The 16,175-nt window shown below is 27.5% G+C and carries 15 protein-coding genes; 7 read left to right on the plus strand and 8 right to left on the minus strand.

Annotation, left to right across the window (positions count from 1 at the left end; all coding sequences use genetic code 11):
* The 4 genes from ACW9W4_RS02040 to ACW9W4_RS02055 all read right to left on the minus strand — a co-directional run bounded on the left by ACW9W4_RS02040 (position 1) and on the right by ACW9W4_RS02055 (position 4,561).
* Positions 1-912 carry an NAD-dependent epimerase/dehydratase family protein gene (locus ACW9W4_RS02040; RefSeq protein WP_457760864.1) on the minus strand — a complete coding sequence of 304 codons (912 nt, stop codon included), beginning with the start codon at positions 910-912 and terminating at the stop codon, positions 1-3.
* A 34-nt stretch (positions 913-946) separates the two neighbouring features.
* Positions 947-2,131, minus strand: coding sequence for a glycosyltransferase (locus ACW9W4_RS02045; RefSeq protein ID WP_457760865.1), 1,185 nt, complete (start codon positions 2,129-2,131; stop codon positions 947-949).
* Between the two features lie 96 nt (positions 2,132-2,227).
* Positions 2,228-3,118 (minus strand): glycosyltransferase family 2 protein, encoded by an 891-nt coding sequence (locus ACW9W4_RS02050; protein WP_457760866.1) that lies wholly within the window; start codon positions 3,116-3,118, stop codon positions 2,228-2,230.
* Positions 3,119-4,561, minus strand: coding sequence for a B12-binding domain-containing radical SAM protein (locus tag ACW9W4_RS02055; RefSeq protein WP_457760867.1), 1,443 nt, complete (start codon positions 4,559-4,561; stop codon positions 3,119-3,121).
* Between the two features lie 59 nt (positions 4,562-4,620).
* Here ACW9W4_RS02055 and ACW9W4_RS02060 point away from each other — a divergent pair, with 59 nt between their 5' ends.
* Positions 4,621-6,198, plus strand: coding sequence for an ArnT family glycosyltransferase (locus ACW9W4_RS02060; protein ID WP_457760868.1), 1,578 nt, complete (start codon positions 4,621-4,623; stop codon positions 6,196-6,198).
* A 12-nt stretch (positions 6,199-6,210) separates the two neighbouring features.
* A complete protein-coding gene (locus ACW9W4_RS02065; protein ID WP_457760869.1) occupies positions 6,211-7,353 on the plus strand; it encodes a lipopolysaccharide biosynthesis protein in 1,143 nt (380 codons plus the stop codon).
* A gap of 29 nt (positions 7,354-7,382) precedes the next feature.
* Here ACW9W4_RS02065 and ACW9W4_RS02070 read toward each other — a convergent pair whose 3' ends face one another.
* Positions 7,383-8,372, minus strand: coding sequence for an NAD-dependent epimerase/dehydratase family protein (locus ACW9W4_RS02070; RefSeq protein WP_457760870.1), 990 nt, complete (start codon positions 8,370-8,372; stop codon positions 7,383-7,385).
* Between the two features lie 364 nt (positions 8,373-8,736).
* On the opposite strand from ACW9W4_RS02070, the gene ACW9W4_RS02075 reads away from it, so the two are divergent.
* Both ACW9W4_RS02075 and ACW9W4_RS02080 read left to right on the plus strand, forming a co-directional pair.
* Entirely contained in the window at positions 8,737-9,546 is an 810-nt protein-coding gene (locus ACW9W4_RS02075) for an FkbM family methyltransferase (protein ID WP_457760871.1), read from the plus strand.
* A gap of 57 nt (positions 9,547-9,603) precedes the next feature.
* Entirely contained in the window at positions 9,604-10,527 is a 924-nt protein-coding gene (locus ACW9W4_RS02080) for a GNAT family N-acetyltransferase (protein WP_457760872.1), read from the plus strand.
* Here ACW9W4_RS02080 and ACW9W4_RS02085 read toward each other — a convergent pair whose 3' ends face one another.
* Entirely contained in the window at positions 10,528-11,160 is a 633-nt protein-coding gene (locus tag ACW9W4_RS02085) for a PIG-L deacetylase family protein (RefSeq protein WP_457760873.1), read from the minus strand.
* A 76-nt stretch (positions 11,161-11,236) separates the two neighbouring features.
* On the opposite strand from ACW9W4_RS02085, the gene ACW9W4_RS02090 reads away from it, so the two are divergent.
* From ACW9W4_RS02090 to ACW9W4_RS02100, 3 genes are all read left to right on the plus strand, one after another.
* Positions 11,237-12,427, plus strand: coding sequence for a glycosyltransferase family 4 protein (locus tag ACW9W4_RS02090; protein WP_457760874.1), 1,191 nt, complete (start codon positions 11,237-11,239; stop codon positions 12,425-12,427).
* 69 nt (positions 12,428-12,496) lie between these two features.
* Positions 12,497-12,907: a hypothetical protein gene (locus tag ACW9W4_RS02095; protein WP_457760875.1), complete on the plus strand. Its 411-nt coding sequence runs from the start codon at positions 12,497-12,499 to the stop codon at positions 12,905-12,907.
* 29 nt (positions 12,908-12,936) lie between these two features.
* Positions 12,937-13,911, plus strand: a complete 975-nt coding sequence (locus ACW9W4_RS02100) for a glycosyltransferase (protein WP_457760876.1) — start codon at positions 12,937-12,939, stop codon at positions 13,909-13,911.
* Between the two features lie 39 nt (positions 13,912-13,950).
* Here the strand turns inward: ACW9W4_RS02100 and ACW9W4_RS02105 are convergent, their stop codons facing one another.
* On the minus strand, positions 13,951-15,018 hold the full coding sequence (locus ACW9W4_RS02105) for a GDP-mannose 4,6-dehydratase (protein ID WP_457760972.1): 1,068 nt from the start codon (positions 15,016-15,018) through the stop codon (positions 13,951-13,953).
* Positions 15,019-15,128: 110 nt separating this feature from the next.
* Complete coding sequence (locus ACW9W4_RS02110; protein ID WP_457760877.1) at positions 15,129-16,151, minus strand: glycosyltransferase family 4 protein; 1,023 nt, start codon at positions 16,149-16,151, stop codon at positions 15,129-15,131.
* Between the last annotated feature and the right edge of the window lie 24 nt (positions 16,152-16,175).

The following is a 16,175-nucleotide window of genomic DNA, read 5'->3' on the forward strand; positions in this document are numbered from 1 at the left end:
TCATAAATTATAAATTTTCTTAAACCATTCAATAGTTTTTACAACTCCTTCTTCAGGAGTAGTGATTGGTTTATGATCTAAATCTTTCATTGCTTTTGAATTATCAATTACTTTATCTTTTGTTGTAAATGGTTCAAATTCCTTGTATGTAACAAGTGAATCATCTTTTCCAAGATAATTTAGAATTAAATCTGAGATATATTTGATATTAGTGTCTTTGATTCCTCCAACATTATACACTTCGCCAGGAATAAAATTATCTATTATATTTGCAAATGTTTTGCATGTATCTTCAACATAATCAATAGTTCTAGTATGTTTTGAATAAACAGTATAAGGTTTGTCAAATAATGCACAGTAAATAAATTTTGGAGTAAATCCTCTGTAAGGATTGTAATGCTCAAAAGGACCATAACAATTGATCGGTCTAACTCTAACTGTTTCTGTTCCAAACATATCTGATGAATTTAAGACTTGCATTTCATTTACCCATTTAGTCATCGCATAATCATTCATTTGTTTTATCTCAAATTTCTCCATTACATCTTCACTCATTATTCCTTCAAAATCACCATACACCTCAGAACTGCTAAAAGCAATCATTTTGAATTTGTGTTTCTCTTGTACTCTAAGCATATTTTTTGTACCAATAACATTAGTATTCCACAAATTTTCATAATAATCCTCACCATTCCATCTTCCATATTCTGCGGCCAAATGATATACAAAATCAAATTTTTGTGATTCAAAAATTTTTTCTAATTGTCGAAATTTTGATACGTCACAACGAATATAGTTCTCCATATTATGATTTAACAAATCACAAATCCAAACTTCATGACCCCTGTTTTTTAATTCGTTTACTAAATTAGTTCCAATAAAGCCCGTGCCACCAGTAACTAATACCTTCATAATAAAACTAGAAAAATATCATTATTAATATTTCTTAACTCTTAGTAATATTTTTCATAGAATTCATTTGATTAAGAAATTTCTCAGTTACTTTATTCCAAGTAAAGTTTTTTTGAACATAATCACGTCCATTTTTTTCAATTTCTGCAATACTGTCATTCTTAAATAAATCAATGATCTTAGTATGGAAATCTGTTAAATTCTCATATTGAACAGTATTTGATTCATTAGGGAAATCATATAGAGAACCTTTCAAAGGAGTTGAGATGACTACTTTGGCACATGATAGCATATCAAATATTTTTACAGGGGAAAGTTTGATTGTCATATCATTTACTCTAAATGTATTTACACATAATGATGCAATTGAGCAATATTTTGGTACGTCAAAATATGGAACGTATCCAGTAAAAATGACTTTATTTTGTAAATTTAATTTTTTTACTTGATCTTGTAGATTTGTAAGGTGAGACCCCCCACCAACAACCAATAATTTGAATTCAGGTATTTCATTTAAGATAGTAGGAATTTTATCAATTAATGAATCAACACCTGAAAAAGATTCTACACTACCTAAAGATAAAACAATTTTATCAGTTTCAGATAAACCAAGTTTAGTAAGAAGTTGTTGATCTTTATCCATGGGTTTCATGATATTAGAATCGACTCCTTGTGGAATCAAAATAACATCAGTAGCACCCATATCTTTAGCCCATTGTTCCATAGATGGTGTATTAGCTATTACTTTATCAAATTTAGGATAAACATCTTGCTCAATTTTTCTAACTTTCTTTCTAAGATAATTTTCTCTAATCAAATCATGAATAATATCAAATGTTCTATGAACGATAGGGATTTTAAATTCATTGCAGACTTTAATTGCAGCTTTTGCATTTGTTACAATTGAGTAGATTAAAACAAAATCAATTTTGTTTTCCTGAATAATTTTTTTAATAAACTTATATGAAAAAAAACTTGCTGAAATTCTATTCATCCCTTTAAACGGAATTGAAGGGGTTCGGTATAGGGTTATAGATGCATTCTCATAAATTCTATGATAATTTTCTAACTTTTGTTTATTGACCAAAGAATAACTTGGTTCTGGAACATCAATAGCAAATACATTATGGCCTTGTAATGACAATAATTCAGATAAATGATGAATTTCAAATGATACTTTTTTTAACCAATCAACCTCATGTATTATTAAAATATTCATTAAGAAATTTTCTTATGATGACACTTATAAAATTATTAAAATAAAATTCTCTAGTCATAATAAATTATTTTCATCATAAAGATTTAACTTAAAATCCTAATTATTTTTTTCACGTACTAAGTTAACAATTGAATATAATAAAATGGATGTCATCATCAACATGGTTCCAAAAATAATTGTTCCAATAGCCAACAATGAAACATTAGTAATTATCTCACGAGTTTCAGAAAAAAGTTGTAATGTCCAAACTGTAAAAAATAAACCCACTATCAAAAATGTAAGGCCAGGGATTCCATAAAATTTTAGAGGATGTTCAATTGAAATGAATTTTAAAGTACTAAGAGTAACTGATGCTCCATGAGAAACTGGATGATGGGTGGAAGTATCACCTTCATATGAAACTTTTATGGGAATTTCAGTAATTTTGAATCCATTAGAGCTTGCTTTAATCAAAATCTCACTTGAAACACCCATTCCATAATCAGATGGTGTTAATTTTGAAAGTACCTCCTTACCATATGCTCTAAAACCACTTTGTGAATCTTTAATTTTTTCATTTAATGATGTGTTTGTAAGTTTTGTAATAATTTTAATTCCAGTTTTTCTATAAGATGGAATTGAGTCTTGACTATCATCAAGAAATCTTGAACCTATTACTAGATCAGCCTTTTTTTCTACAATAGGTTCAATTACTTTTTTTATATCTAAAACATTGTGTTGACCATCAGCATCAAATGTTACTAAAATATCGACATCAAGTTCTTTTGCTCTTAAGAATAAGGAACGAATTGCAGCACCATATCCTTTATTTTTTTCATGTTTAATCACATTGGCTCCCATTTTTGATGCTATTTTCCCTGTTAAATCAGATGAACCATCATCACATACAATTATCGTGTCAGTGATTTTTTCTAATTTAGTGATAATTGATGCAATATTTTTTTCTTCATTAAATGCCGGCAATCCTACTGCAATTTTCAAATTCAATCACGATGTATCTTTCTTTAGCATCTTATAACCATTGTAATACATTTTCAAATCTTGTAAAGATCGGATTTTTAACATTTTTTGGAAGATGTATGATGGTCTAAAGTAATATTCATGATATGCTTTTTTAGCCCATGCTGCTAAATCCTCTGCAGAAAGAGTTTGGGTAGTAAGTACTGGAGGTTGAACGCCACCAGTACCGATACCAGAATACACGAATTTATCCCAAGTATCATCTAATTGAATCATACCAGATTTAACGGCCTCATCATACAGTTTGTTTCCAGGAAAGGGCATAGTAATTGCAAATTGAGCATAAGTACAGTTTAGTTTTTTTGCAAAATCAATTGTTTTACGTATTGTTTCTGGAGTTTCTTTAGGCAATCCAATCATAAAATATCCTACAGTCTCAATTTTTGCATCATGAGTCCATTTAATGGCATTTTCAGCTTGCTCTAAAGTAGCTGTTCCACCCTTTATCTCATGAATAAATTCACCATGTTCAATCCCATAAGACATCATCCTACATCCAGCTTTTTTCATTGCAAAAAGCATTTCTTGATCTACCAGATCAACTCTAGTTTCAGCATCCCATATTAAATTAAAACCAAGATTTTCAGGGGTCATTTTTTCTAATAACTTCATGGTAGCTTTTCGATTAAGAGACATTACATCATCATAAAATGTTAGTTCTTCTATACCATATTCTGAATGAAGATATTTTATGTGATCGACTACATATTCAGGGGATTGATTTCTAAACTGTAATCCAAAACTGTTCTCTCTGTTACAATAATTACAAAAGAATGGACATCCTCTACTCCACATAATGCTTGACCATTTTTTACCAGTACTTTTTGGAGGGTGTGGATGATAACCATCTGGAAAATGAGGCAATTTATGATATGCAGGATAAGGTAACTCATCCATGTTTTTAATATAAGAACGTGGTTTTGTAGGAACTACTTTACCATTTTTTCTGATAAATAATCCTGGAATATCTTCTAAAGGTTTTCCTAAAACAATCTCTTCAATCTGTCCTTCACTCTCATCATAAGAAATAATATCTAAATCTGGACATTTTTGTAATGTGATATCAGCTAGAACAGCATGTGGTCCTCCTAAAACAGTCAAGATATCAGAATTAACTTCTTTAACAGCAGTTGCTGCTTCAAGTGCTGGATTTGCAAAAGGGGTAAAAGCACTAAACCCAACAAGATCAGGATTGTGTTTCTTTACAGCCATTTTTACATCATAAACATAATTTTCTGAAAAATTCCCATCAAGAATATCTAATACATTAACATCAGGTAGTCTTTCCAATACACCAGCAAGATATGCCAATCCCAAAGGAGGTTGAGGATGTGGATCTGCATCTGAGCCACCTTGTAAAGCATTTGAGCCTGTAGGAGGTCTAGTAAGAAGAATCTGCTTATATTTCATTTTAACAATTTTTCTCCTATTAATTATTATTTAAACGTCGGTGATTATGATTACAAAACATGCAAGGAAAACAACCTAATTTACGCACAAATTCAAGAATTTTTTCATTTTCAAAATATTTTTTAATTCTTTTATCAATAATTGGAATTTCATTAATAATTAGAGTTTACTTTTTTCCCACTCAAATTCCATTAACTGCTGATGCTCTATACTATTTTTGGTATAGTTCAGATATTTATCAGATAGGAAAATTACCTAATGATTGGATTCCAAACAATATTGGCTGGCCTATTTTTGTAAGTATATTCTTTACAATATTTGATTCAAAAGATGTTTTTACACTGATGCAAACTCAAAGAATAGTTTCAGTATTAATTTCTGTTTTAATAATAATTCCAACATATTTTTTATGTAAAAACTTTGTTGAAAGAAAATTTGCAATTATAGGTGCAGCGTTTGTTGCTTTTGATCCAAGAATAATGATTAATTCATTTTTAGGAATTGGTGATCCTCTTTACATTTTATTAATTACTACTAGTTTAGTTTCATTTTTTTCTTCCAACAAAAAAGTACACTACCTGTCATTTGTATTGGTATCTTTATCTATTTTAATTCGAGCAGAAGGTTTAGCATTTTTTATGGTTTTATCTATTATGTTTTTAATTAAACACAGAAAGGAAAAGATAGATGTGATTAAGAAGTATTTGGGAATTTTAGGAATTTTATTGGCGATAGTTTTGCCAGTTAGCGTTTATCAAATTGAGATTAATGGAAATGATGGAATTTTTATGAGAAATTTTGGTAGTGGTGAAAGGTTAGTATCAAATTTAACAAACAATGACTCTACAGAAAATTCTAACAATAATTTTTTGAACGGATTGGAATTATTTGGGAAATATTTAATCTGGATAATGATTCCAAATTTTATTATTTTTATGCCACTGGGATTATATCTAATTTTTAAAGATAGAGATTTTAAGAAACTGACTATAATTTTGTCATTAGGGTTAATGTCAATACCTGCATTGTATGCCTATACCATTCCTGCTCCAGATACAAGATATCTTTACGTACTTTTTCCAATATTTTCAGTTCTTGCTGTTTTATCAATAGAAAGAATTATTGGAAAATTGAATAAATCAAATTTTATCATAGTTATAATAATTTCAGCTATTATTTTTTCATCAGTCTTATTTTATGATTATAAAAAAATTGACTATGACCATGAAAGGGAATCTTTTGAGATAATGAAAGAAATATCAAAGAATGTTGAAGGAATTAACGTGTTATCTACTGAATCAAGGTATCTTAATTCAATTCAAACAATGAGTCAATGGCCTAGCCCATATTCTGAAATTAATCTATATTTTTTTATTGTTATGGATGAAAATGAAGATAGTTTACGGAACTTTATCTCAAATTCAAAAGAAAAAGGTTTGACGCATATCATGACTGATGGAAAGGAGAAACGTTCTGAAATTTTGAGAGAGTTATTTTTTGATGAAATGAAATATCCTTATCTCAAAAAAATTTATGATTCAAAAGATAATGGATTTGAATACCAAGTAAAGGTGTTTAAAATTGACTATAAATTATTTAATTCATTAAAAAATACTATGATTGAAGGGAAAAGATAGGTTATTAAAAAAATGAGCAACATAAAAAAGAAAATTTTTGATATTTCATCAATAGGAATTACAGATGGTGTTGGTGCAGGTATTGCAGCATTTTTCTGGTTTTATATTGCATCTGAATTAGGTCCAGAAAATTATGGTGAATTGACATTTCTCATTTCTATAGCAGCGCTAGTTTCAGGAATAACATTATTTGGTTCAAATAATACAATATTGGTTTTAACTGCTAAAAAAATTGACATTCAAGCAACTATCTATTTAATCACAATTATCGCAAATGTCATAGGTTCAATTATCATTTTTGTTTTATTTTTTAATTTAGGTATTAGTCTGGTCATTGTTGCGTATGCAATGTTTTCACTTGTTACCTATGATCTATTAGGTAGAAAGTTGTATCAAAATTATTCTAAATATATAATTATTCAGAAAATTCTTCTTGTTGGATTTGGAGTAGGTCTATATTATATTATTGGGGAAAATGGAATATTAATTGGAATTGGATTATCTCACATACATTTTATTTATCATATTGTAAAAACTTTTAAAAATTCAAAAATTAATTTTGGATTAATTAGAGAAAAAAGAAATTTCATATTAAATAATTTTGCAATCAGCATAAGTGGAACATTTTATGGGTCTTTGGATAAATTAATCATTGCACCATTGTTAGGCTTTGCTATTTTAGGAAATTATTCTCTGGGCTTGCAATTTTTTTCCATATTAAATCTCCTTCCAGCTATGTCAGTAAAATATCTAACAGCACAAGATGCTTCAGGAATTGCAAATAAAAAATTAAAGAAAATCATGGTTTTGATATCAGTAGGAATTGCTATTTTAGGTTCAACAATTGCTCCAATGGTTATATCAAGTGTTTTCCCAAAATTTATAGAGTCTGAAGATGTAATTAGAATAATTAGTTGGGCTGTAATTCCATCAACAATACAAGCTACATTTTATTTTCCTAGATTTTGGGCACAAGAAAAAAATAGATTAATTTTGTTCACATCAATAATTGTAGTTATTTCTCAAATCATTGGGATCTTAGTTCTTGGTCCAACATATGGCGCAATTGGAATTGCATTATCTTTTTTTATAAGTAACGTACTTGGTCTTGCTTTTACATCAGCAATAAGTAAATTTTACCTAAAATCTGATTAATAATTAATCATATGAAAATAATTTTAAAACTATTGATCATCCATTCGTGAGATTATTAATTCTTCAATTGCATTTTTTGGAGTTTGTAGAGAATCAATATCAAAATAATTTTTGATTTTTGAAATATCTAAATCTATTTTATTTTTATCATCAGGATTTCCAACTTCGGGTATTGATTTATCTACAATAGAGATTTCAGGATTTATTTTTCCATTACTTAGTCTTTTAACAATTTCTTGAACAATTTCAGCCAAATCTAAAATTGAAATAGGTTTTGGATATGCTACATTCATTATATGATCAATACTACTAGTTGAATTTGATTTGTGATTTAGGATATAATCAATGAATTTTTCTATTGTTATACAAACATCATTAACGGATACATAAAACATAGGTCGGTTCATACTATGTTTATATGGAGTGATAGGTTCGCCAGAAAGAGCTTTTTTGATAAAAACATTTGCTGCAGTACCTTTTGGCATATCTTCTCCAAGTGCAGTTCCAATTTTTATTGCGCCAAAAATTTTGTCTTCCTTCTCATCAAAAAATCTAACAATACATTCTTGAATTGTCTTTGATAAAGCATATAGTTTAGATCTTTCTTCAACATTGTCTGGATGATATCCAATATCTTCACTAATTTTTCCCAATAGATCTCTTTCGCCATATGTATGCCAAGAACTAATCAGAATCATTCCCAAGATTTCAGGATTAGATTTGACAATTTCACATAAATTTTGAGTTCCAATTACATTGACATCATAGCCCAATTTTTTGTCCTCAGTAATTTTAGGAATTTGAACAATAGCAGTATGAATAATTACTTTAGGATTCCCAATTTCTTTTTGTAATAATTCATAATTTGTAATATCTGCAATTTTATGGGATATTTTATAATTTTTTAACGATTCTGGTTGTGGGATTACATCTATGGTTGTTATTTCAAATTTCTCTGAAAAGTATTTTGCTAGAGTAGAACCAATAAAGCCACAACCCACAATTACAATATCTACCAATTCATTTTAACGCATAAATGCTTGTTTAAAAATCTTTGATGAATTATCTTTACTATTCAATAACTAAGACTAATTTTAAAATCAAAAAGTATTTTTTATTAACAAAAAGGCATTAGAAACAAGAATAATTAAATCACTATTAGTTAACCGATTTTTTGCTCTAAATTATTAACCTTCATTAAACAAATCATTCAGACATTATGAGGCTAAATCTTATCAAGGAAATGAAAAAAAATACTGAGGGAATTTTTGTAATATGCTCGATAAACAAAAACCAATAGGTATTCATATGTTTTAAAAAAATCAATTATAAAAATAAAAAACAATTGCAATAATTTAATAAACTCAAGAAAATATTGTAGTTATGTTTCTGTATAAGCTTTCATCATGGGGTTATATTATTGCACGTGTATCTGTAAGAGCAATTGTAGGAAAAGAAAAGAGAAATAAGATTTTTAGAGAAAAAAGAATTTCCCCAAGTTCATTTATGTTTAAAGATTTCATAGTTATTTCAAATAACAACATTAAAGCTGCTATAAGGAAAAATACAATGGATTATCAAACTTTGTTTAAAAGAGATGAAGGGATAATTTCTGAGATTAAATTACTTCCAAATGATACATTTGTAGATATTGGTGCAAATGTTGGCAGCTATACCTTACAATTAGGATCAAAGTATCCAAATAACAAGATTATTTCAATTGAAGCTCATCCTGAGGAATTCAAAGCCCTAAAAAGAAATATTGTTGATGTAAACAATATGAAGAATGTAGTTCTTGTGAATATGGGAGTATATAGCAAAAAAGATGAATTGGAATTGTATCAACAGGGGATTTGGACAGCAAGTTCCAGTGCTTTTGTAAAATCAGAAAATGCCATAAAGATTCCATGTGATACATTAGATAATATTTTTGAACAATTAAAAAATAATCAAAAATTTACAGATGAAGAAATTCTAGTAATCAAAATGGACATTGAAGGTTCAGAACATGATGCCCTCTTAGGAGCTACAGAATCTCTAAAAAAATGTAAAAAAATTTTCATCGAGGTTCATTACACAGATAAGCTAACTAGAGAAGAAAATCTTGAACAAGTAAAAAAAATTCTGGAACAGAACAATTTTAGTTTAGAAATATTACAAAAAGGATTACGAGTAATTGGGACAAAAATCTAAAAATAGATTTAATTTTACATAAATTCTAATATCTTTCTCATTTAAAAAAAACTAATTATGAATAAAAAATATCAAGTAATTCGCTTCAATAAATCCCATGTTCCAAAAATTAAAGATTTGTATCATTTAGCATATAAAAGAAAAAAATCACTAAAAAATTTTAATTATAAATTAGAAAGAACTCCTAATGGAAGTCCAATTGGGTATTTGATGAAGTATGGAAAAACAATCGTCGGATTTTATGTAATTATTCCCATTATTATTAAATTAAAAAATAGAAATGTTTTGGGAGGGCTTAGTTTTCTAACTATGACTCATCCAGAGCATCAACGAAAAGGAATTTTTAGAAAATTAGCAAAAAAAACTTTTAGTGCAGCTAAGAAAAAAGGATACAAGTTTATTGTAGGTTATAGTGCAAATGAAAATTCTATAGAAGGTTTTAGGAAATTAGGTTTTTTTTCAGGACCAATTTATTTAAGAAATATTTGTCTAGATAAGAAAAATTTAAAAAAATATCCTATTTCATATAAAAATAGGTTTCCAGAAGAGATTGGAAAAATGTGGGAAGATTTTGAAGAGAAAAATCAATTTAACATAAGATTATTTAAAAATAAAGAATATTTTGAATGGAGATATAAGAAAAACCCTGCAAATTATTATACAATTTTTGAAAAAGGAAAATATTTCATCATTGTAAAAAAATATAACAATACTTTAAACATAATTGATTTTTTTGGAAATATTCTAAATCTTAGTGAAGTTATAATTGATATAGCAATTCAAGAAGCAAAAAAATTGAAATGTGATGAAGTAACAATATGGTGGCCAAATATCAAAAATTTAAAAATTGAAAAAAATTTGTTAAGACAGATAAAAACTACAAATTATTTTGTTATTAAAAAATTAGATCATAATATAACATCAGAAATATTAGAATCAAAAAACTGGTATTTTACAATGGGGGATTCAGATGTTTTTTAATTATATTATCAATGAAACTATGTTATATGCCTCACAATAAGGGGATTCAATCTTAATTCCTGCAGTTTCAGACTGTGCTAAAATATTCCTAGATTGAAAATAGTTTTTGTTTTTATAAGTCTTGTAAAATTTTAATGATTTAATTTTTTTAGTAATTTCTTTGTTTGTTAAACTAACAAACAAAGAAGGTTTAGAATACAATGTACTTCTTTCAACATTAAATTCAATTATTGATGTATCTCTAAATGTTCTCTGACATTCCATATTACAAACTTGATGATCTTGATGAAGATCTGAAGAATTAACAAAAATACATGTTGGTTTAATTTTTTGTTTAATTTTCCATAGAAAATCACAGATTTCCTGTCTGGAATAAGAGAATTCGCGTGTTGTAAAATCTCCCAATAAAATGTGATTTTTCTTAATTCCCAAAAATTGTAAACTTTTATGATGTTCAGAAATGAGATTAGGATTTTTTGAATTTTGTTGATTCTTAGATAATGTCAAAGTAAAAATTTTTGATTTTTGATTAATTCGTGAAATTAATCCCCCACAACCTAATTCAACATCATCAGGATGACACCCTATGAAAAGAATTGGTCCTTTGCCCAAAATATTGAAATTATCTTGCAATAAATTTTTAGTAATTCAGTTATTATTATTCTTTAAAAAAAAGTTAAATGCTTATCACAAAAACAACATTAGATTAATGAAAATAAAGAAAATAGCTCTTGTTTCAGCATTTTTGGACGAAGGTGATGAAATTATTTTGGATGACTCTTATATGGAAAAATTTGTTTGTAACGACGATCATTTCTATCATAGAATTGCCAAGAGTTTAACTATACAAGGTTTAGAACCAGTACTATTTTTTCCATCAATTATTAAACAAACTAAAACTTTTCAACACAAATATGGACATTCCATAGTAAGAATTAATGCCAAAAAGATACCTTTTTTTCATGAGCCCATAGTTTATTCCCCAAAATTAGTAAAGAAAATTCTAGAATTTGATATTTGTCATTTTGTTTCAGGATATTATATCATGTACAAAGTTCCAGATTTATTTGATTATTGTACATCTAAAATTCATAACAAAATACCAGTTATTGCTAGATGGGCAGGTGGGAATTATAAATGGTTATATCCAATAAGAAAATCGATAAAGAGAAAAGCACTACAAAGATGTCATAAAATTATTTGTTCAGGGAAAGAAGAAACTCAAATTTTACAAAAAGAATTTAGAATTTCAAAAAATAAAATAAGATTTTTGATGAATCCCATAGATCTTGATACATTTCAAAAAAGAAAGAAAGAAGATATTTGTAAAAAATTAAATTATAATGAAAATGTAGATTATTTGTTATACATAGGAAGATTAGTTAGTGGTAAAGGAATAGAAAATACATTAAAAGCATTTAACGAAATTTTAAAAAATAAAAATAAAGTGAAATTGATAATTATTGGAAATGGGCCTTTAGAATCAGAAATTAAAAAATTTATTGAAAAAAATAGTTTACAAAAAGAGATTTTATTAAATAATCATATGAATCATAATGAAATTTGTTATTATTACAATATATCTTCTGTTTTAATAAATGCTGGAGGATCTGGAGGATTACCAAATGTAGTAATTGAAGCAATTGCATCAAAATTACCCATTGTAGCAACAGATGCTGGTGCTACAAAAGATTTTGTGAATAAAAAAATAGGTACGGGTATATTAATTGAAAATAATCAAAGTAAGAATATTAAATTAGCAATTTTAGAGATTCTAGAAAAAAAAGAATTATCAAAAAACTTTGATGAATCAATTTTGGAGCAGTTTTCATTTAAAAACTTTGGAGAAAAAATGAATGGAATTTATCAAGAAGCATATGAAGAATTTTCACAAATTTAAAAAAATAATTTTTAATATATGAATTAAAGCCCAAACAAAAGTTAAATCAAGATAATTTTATGGAATAATATGAAAAAAGTAAATTTGAAGGTAACTTTACAAAATAATGACAATAGAGGTTCAGTTTTTAGTGGTGATTATAATAAAAGAGAGGTTTTCTTAATAGCTGAAATAAAAAAAGGGCATGGAAGGGGTGGTCATTATCATAATAAAATAGTACATCATCATGTTTTAATTGGAAAAATTGTTTACAAAGAAATTCCTTTAACAAAAAATGGAGCTAAAAAGAAAAATTATAAAGAAATGAAAAAAATATTAAATGCAGGTGATGTTGTAAAAACTCCTGCACATGCAGCTCATCTTCTAATTGCACTTCAAGACAGCATAATTTTTGAATCTTCAGATGAACATAAAAAAACCCATAATTATCAACCTTATAGAGAACGAATAAAAATTGAAAGTACCCCTAAATCAAATTAGAATAAATATCTAACATCTCAGTGTTTTGTATGAATAAAGTTGTAATGACTACTGGATATTCGTTAAATCAATCAAATGGTTCTGTAGTAAGAGTCAAGCGAGAAGTAGAAGCTTTGAAGAGAAACAACTTTGCAAATATTTCAATTATTGATGAATTTAATGAAAATATGTCAAAACCGAAAAATTGCTTAATTCATGCACAGCAATTAACAGGTAGATTTTTTGATGAGAAATCCTACATTGCAGATGCTCATGGTATTGCAGCTTTTGAGACTAGAGCAAAAACACGTGAATTTCCCATTCATTCTTGGAAAAAATGGGGATATTTTGTTAAATCATATCAACTAAAAAAATTGGAAGAAAAAATCTGGAGAAATTCATTGCATGTTATTTGTGCAAGTGATGCAATTTTTGATAGAGTAAAAAATATTCAAAGTGCTACAGTTGTTAGACCTGCAGTAAAAGTAGAAGAATTTATTCCAACAACTTGTCAAAAATTGCGAATTGCTGTTGTAGGTCCATTTTTACCTGGAACCCAAAATTATGATTGGAAGTTAATTAGTTATTGTGTTCAGAAATTAAAAGATATTGAATTTGTTTTTATTGGTATTTCAGATAAGTTTTTTAGAAATCAATTAAATTTTTCTAATGCTAAATTTTTAGGAAGAGTAGACAATTATGTAGAATCATTATCAAGTTGTAGTGTTTTACTTTCACCATATCCAGAATCTTCACACATTATTGGCTCAAAAACAAAAATGTTAGAGGCAGGGGCATGTAAAATGCCCGTTATTACAACACCTACGGGTGCACTTGGAATGCCAGAGGATCTGCTTATTGTTAGTTCATCAAAAGAAGATTTTGTTAAAAAATTAGAATATCTTAAAGATGAAAAAATACGAGAAAGTTACGGAGAAAAGTTTCAAAAAGAAGTAAAATTGAAATACGATACAGATATAGAAATTAAAAAATTAATTAAAGTGTATAAAGAATTTTTGAAATAATTTTGCTTAGAAATCATAAAGGGATTAAAATTACATAATTCACTGCTTAGTCTTGTAAAATTTCCTAAACTGTAAATTAGCTTCGTTAATGTAATTATTTGCATCCCAAGGAAAATGCTCCCCTTTAATCCACCTACTCCATCGTTCTAAATCAGCATCTACCATAATTTCAACTAATTTTCTAAATTTTGTTTTTGGTTTCCAATTGATTTTTTTTCTTGTTTTTGTAGAATCACCTTTCAAAAAATTAACATCCAATAAACGATATAGTTTTTTATCCACCTTAACATGTTTATCCCATTTTAAATCAACATGGGAAAATGCTAATTCTGCAAATTCACGTACAGTATGGGTTTCATCTGTTGATAAAATATAATCGTCCGAAGATTTTTGTTGTAACAATTTCCACATTCCTTCCACATATTCTGGGGCATATCCCCAATCTCTAGCACTATCAAGATTACCTAAACTAATTTTTTTAATCAACCCAAGTTTGATTTTTGCTACATCGTTTGATATTTTTCTAGTAACAAATTCTAATCCTCGTAATGGGGATTCATGATTAAATAAAATCCCATTAGTTGCAAACATCCCGTATCCGTCACGATATAATTTTGTTGTCCAATATCCAAAAAGTTTTGCAATAGCATATGGACTTTGTGGATGAAACGGGGTTTTTTCATTCTGAGATTGTGAACTAGAATTTCCAAATAATTCACTTGATGATGCTTGATAAAATTTAATTTGTGGATCTGTTAACCTAATACTTTCAAGAACTCTATTTACAGCAAGTCCAGTGTGCTCACCACTTGCAATAGGCTGTTCAAATGATGCACCTACATAGCTTTGTGCAGCAAGATGATAAACCTCATCAGGTTTTGAAATTTTGATGGACTCTATTAGTGATGTAATATCAGATAAATCAGCAGATATCATATGTACATCGTTTTGAATATCTAATGACAAAATTCGCCAAAAATTAGGCGTAGATAACCTTCTAAACGTACCAAATACATTATAATTTTTTTTTAATAAAAATTTTGCAAGGTATGCTCCGTCTTGTCCAGTAATACCAGTAATTAATGCAGTTTTTTTATTTGCCAGAATTTTTCTAACTCAAATTTCATATAAACTATTTACATATTAGTTTTCTTAAAAAAGAAGTTTCTGATAATGAATTTGTTTCAAAGTAATAATCAAACTAAGAATTATAATAATTATTTTTTAAGAAGTGATTCATATAATTCCAAATAATTTAATCCTATTTTTGACCATTCATAATTATGAATCAATTCAAAAGATTTTTCGCCAAATTTTTTTGCAAGAAATTTATCCTCTAAGATCATCATAATTTTTTTAATTAGTTCATCAGCAGATTCAGGATTTATCAAAAATCCATTTTCATTATCCAAAATTAATTCTTTATTTCCCCCTACATTTGATGCAATTACTGGAATTTTACAAGCCATAGATTCTAAAATGGTAGTGCTAATTCCTTCATGTAAAGATGGTTGAATCAAGACATCAGAACCTCTGATTAGTTTTATAGAATTCATATGAGTTTGATAACCCATATAGTGAATATTATCCAGAGTTTCAGATAATTTTTTAATTTTTTTACTTTCAGGTCCAGATCCTATGATTAACAAATTAATGTCATTTGGAAGTTTTTTAGAAACTTCAACTATTGTTTCAATTCCTTTTTCTTTAGAAAGTCTTCCAACAAAGATTATTTGTTTTTCAAATCTTCTGTCTTCATCTAGTGGTAAATTTTTTAAATTTATTGCATTTGGGATTTGAATTGTTTTAAACCCTAATTTTTTATAATATTCATCTGCTTCTTTTGAAATAACAGTTATTACATCAGCCCATTTCAAAGCATTTCTTTCAAAATTATTTGTTAAATTTCCAGTAGTAGTACCATGTAAATGCTCTATTTGTTTTGAAAATATACCATGTTGAGTGAGAATCTTTTTTCCTTTAACATTTTTCATCGCATAAGCAGATGGAATGTTATGAGCATGAACAATATCAAAATTTTTTGCAAATTTAGTTTTAATATAAGATGAAATCATAAAACTTGGATTTTTCAATCCTTTAATTGGAATTGTAAATGTGTTTTCAGAAGAAATTATTTCAACATAATGTCCTTTATCATCTAAAAAATTTTTTAATTCCTTAACATGTTGGGCCACCCCTCCGATTCCTGATTGAGTAGGAGAAATAATTAAAATTTTCACAAAACAAAATTATTTGAATACCTT

The organism is Candidatus Nitrosopumilus sp. bin_7KS (assembly GCF_054095835.1).

Coding starts and splice junctions, on each gene's coding strand:
- ACW9W4_RS02090 (WP_457760874.1), top strand. CDS start 11,237: ATGAAAATAAAGAAAATAGCTCTTGTTTCAGCATTTTTGGACGAAGGT.
- ACW9W4_RS02055 (WP_457760867.1), bottom strand. CDS start 4,561: ATGAAATATAAGCAGATTCTTCTTACTAGACCTCCTACAGGCTCAAAT.
- ACW9W4_RS02080 (WP_457760872.1), top strand. CDS start 9,604: ATGAATAAAAAATATCAAGTAATTCGCTTCAATAAATCCCATGTTCCA.
- ACW9W4_RS02045 (WP_457760865.1), bottom strand. CDS start 2,131: ATGAATATTTTAATAATACATGAGGTTGATTGGTTAAAAAAAGTATCA.
- ACW9W4_RS02065 (WP_457760869.1), top strand. CDS start 6,211: ATGAGCAACATAAAAAAGAAAATTTTTGATATTTCATCAATAGGAATT.
- ACW9W4_RS02075 (WP_457760871.1), top strand. CDS start 8,737: ATGTTTCTGTATAAGCTTTCATCATGGGGTTATATTATTGCACGTGTA.
- ACW9W4_RS02095 (WP_457760875.1), top strand. CDS start 12,497: ATGAAAAAAGTAAATTTGAAGGTAACTTTACAAAATAATGACAATAGA.
- ACW9W4_RS02060 (WP_457760868.1), top strand. CDS start 4,621: ATGCAAGGAAAACAACCTAATTTACGCACAAATTCAAGAATTTTTTCA.
- ACW9W4_RS02100 (WP_457760876.1), top strand. CDS start 12,937: ATGAATAAAGTTGTAATGACTACTGGATATTCGTTAAATCAATCAAAT.
- ACW9W4_RS02040 (WP_457760864.1), bottom strand. CDS start 912: ATGAAGGTATTAGTTACTGGTGGCACGGGCTTTATTGGAACTAATTTA.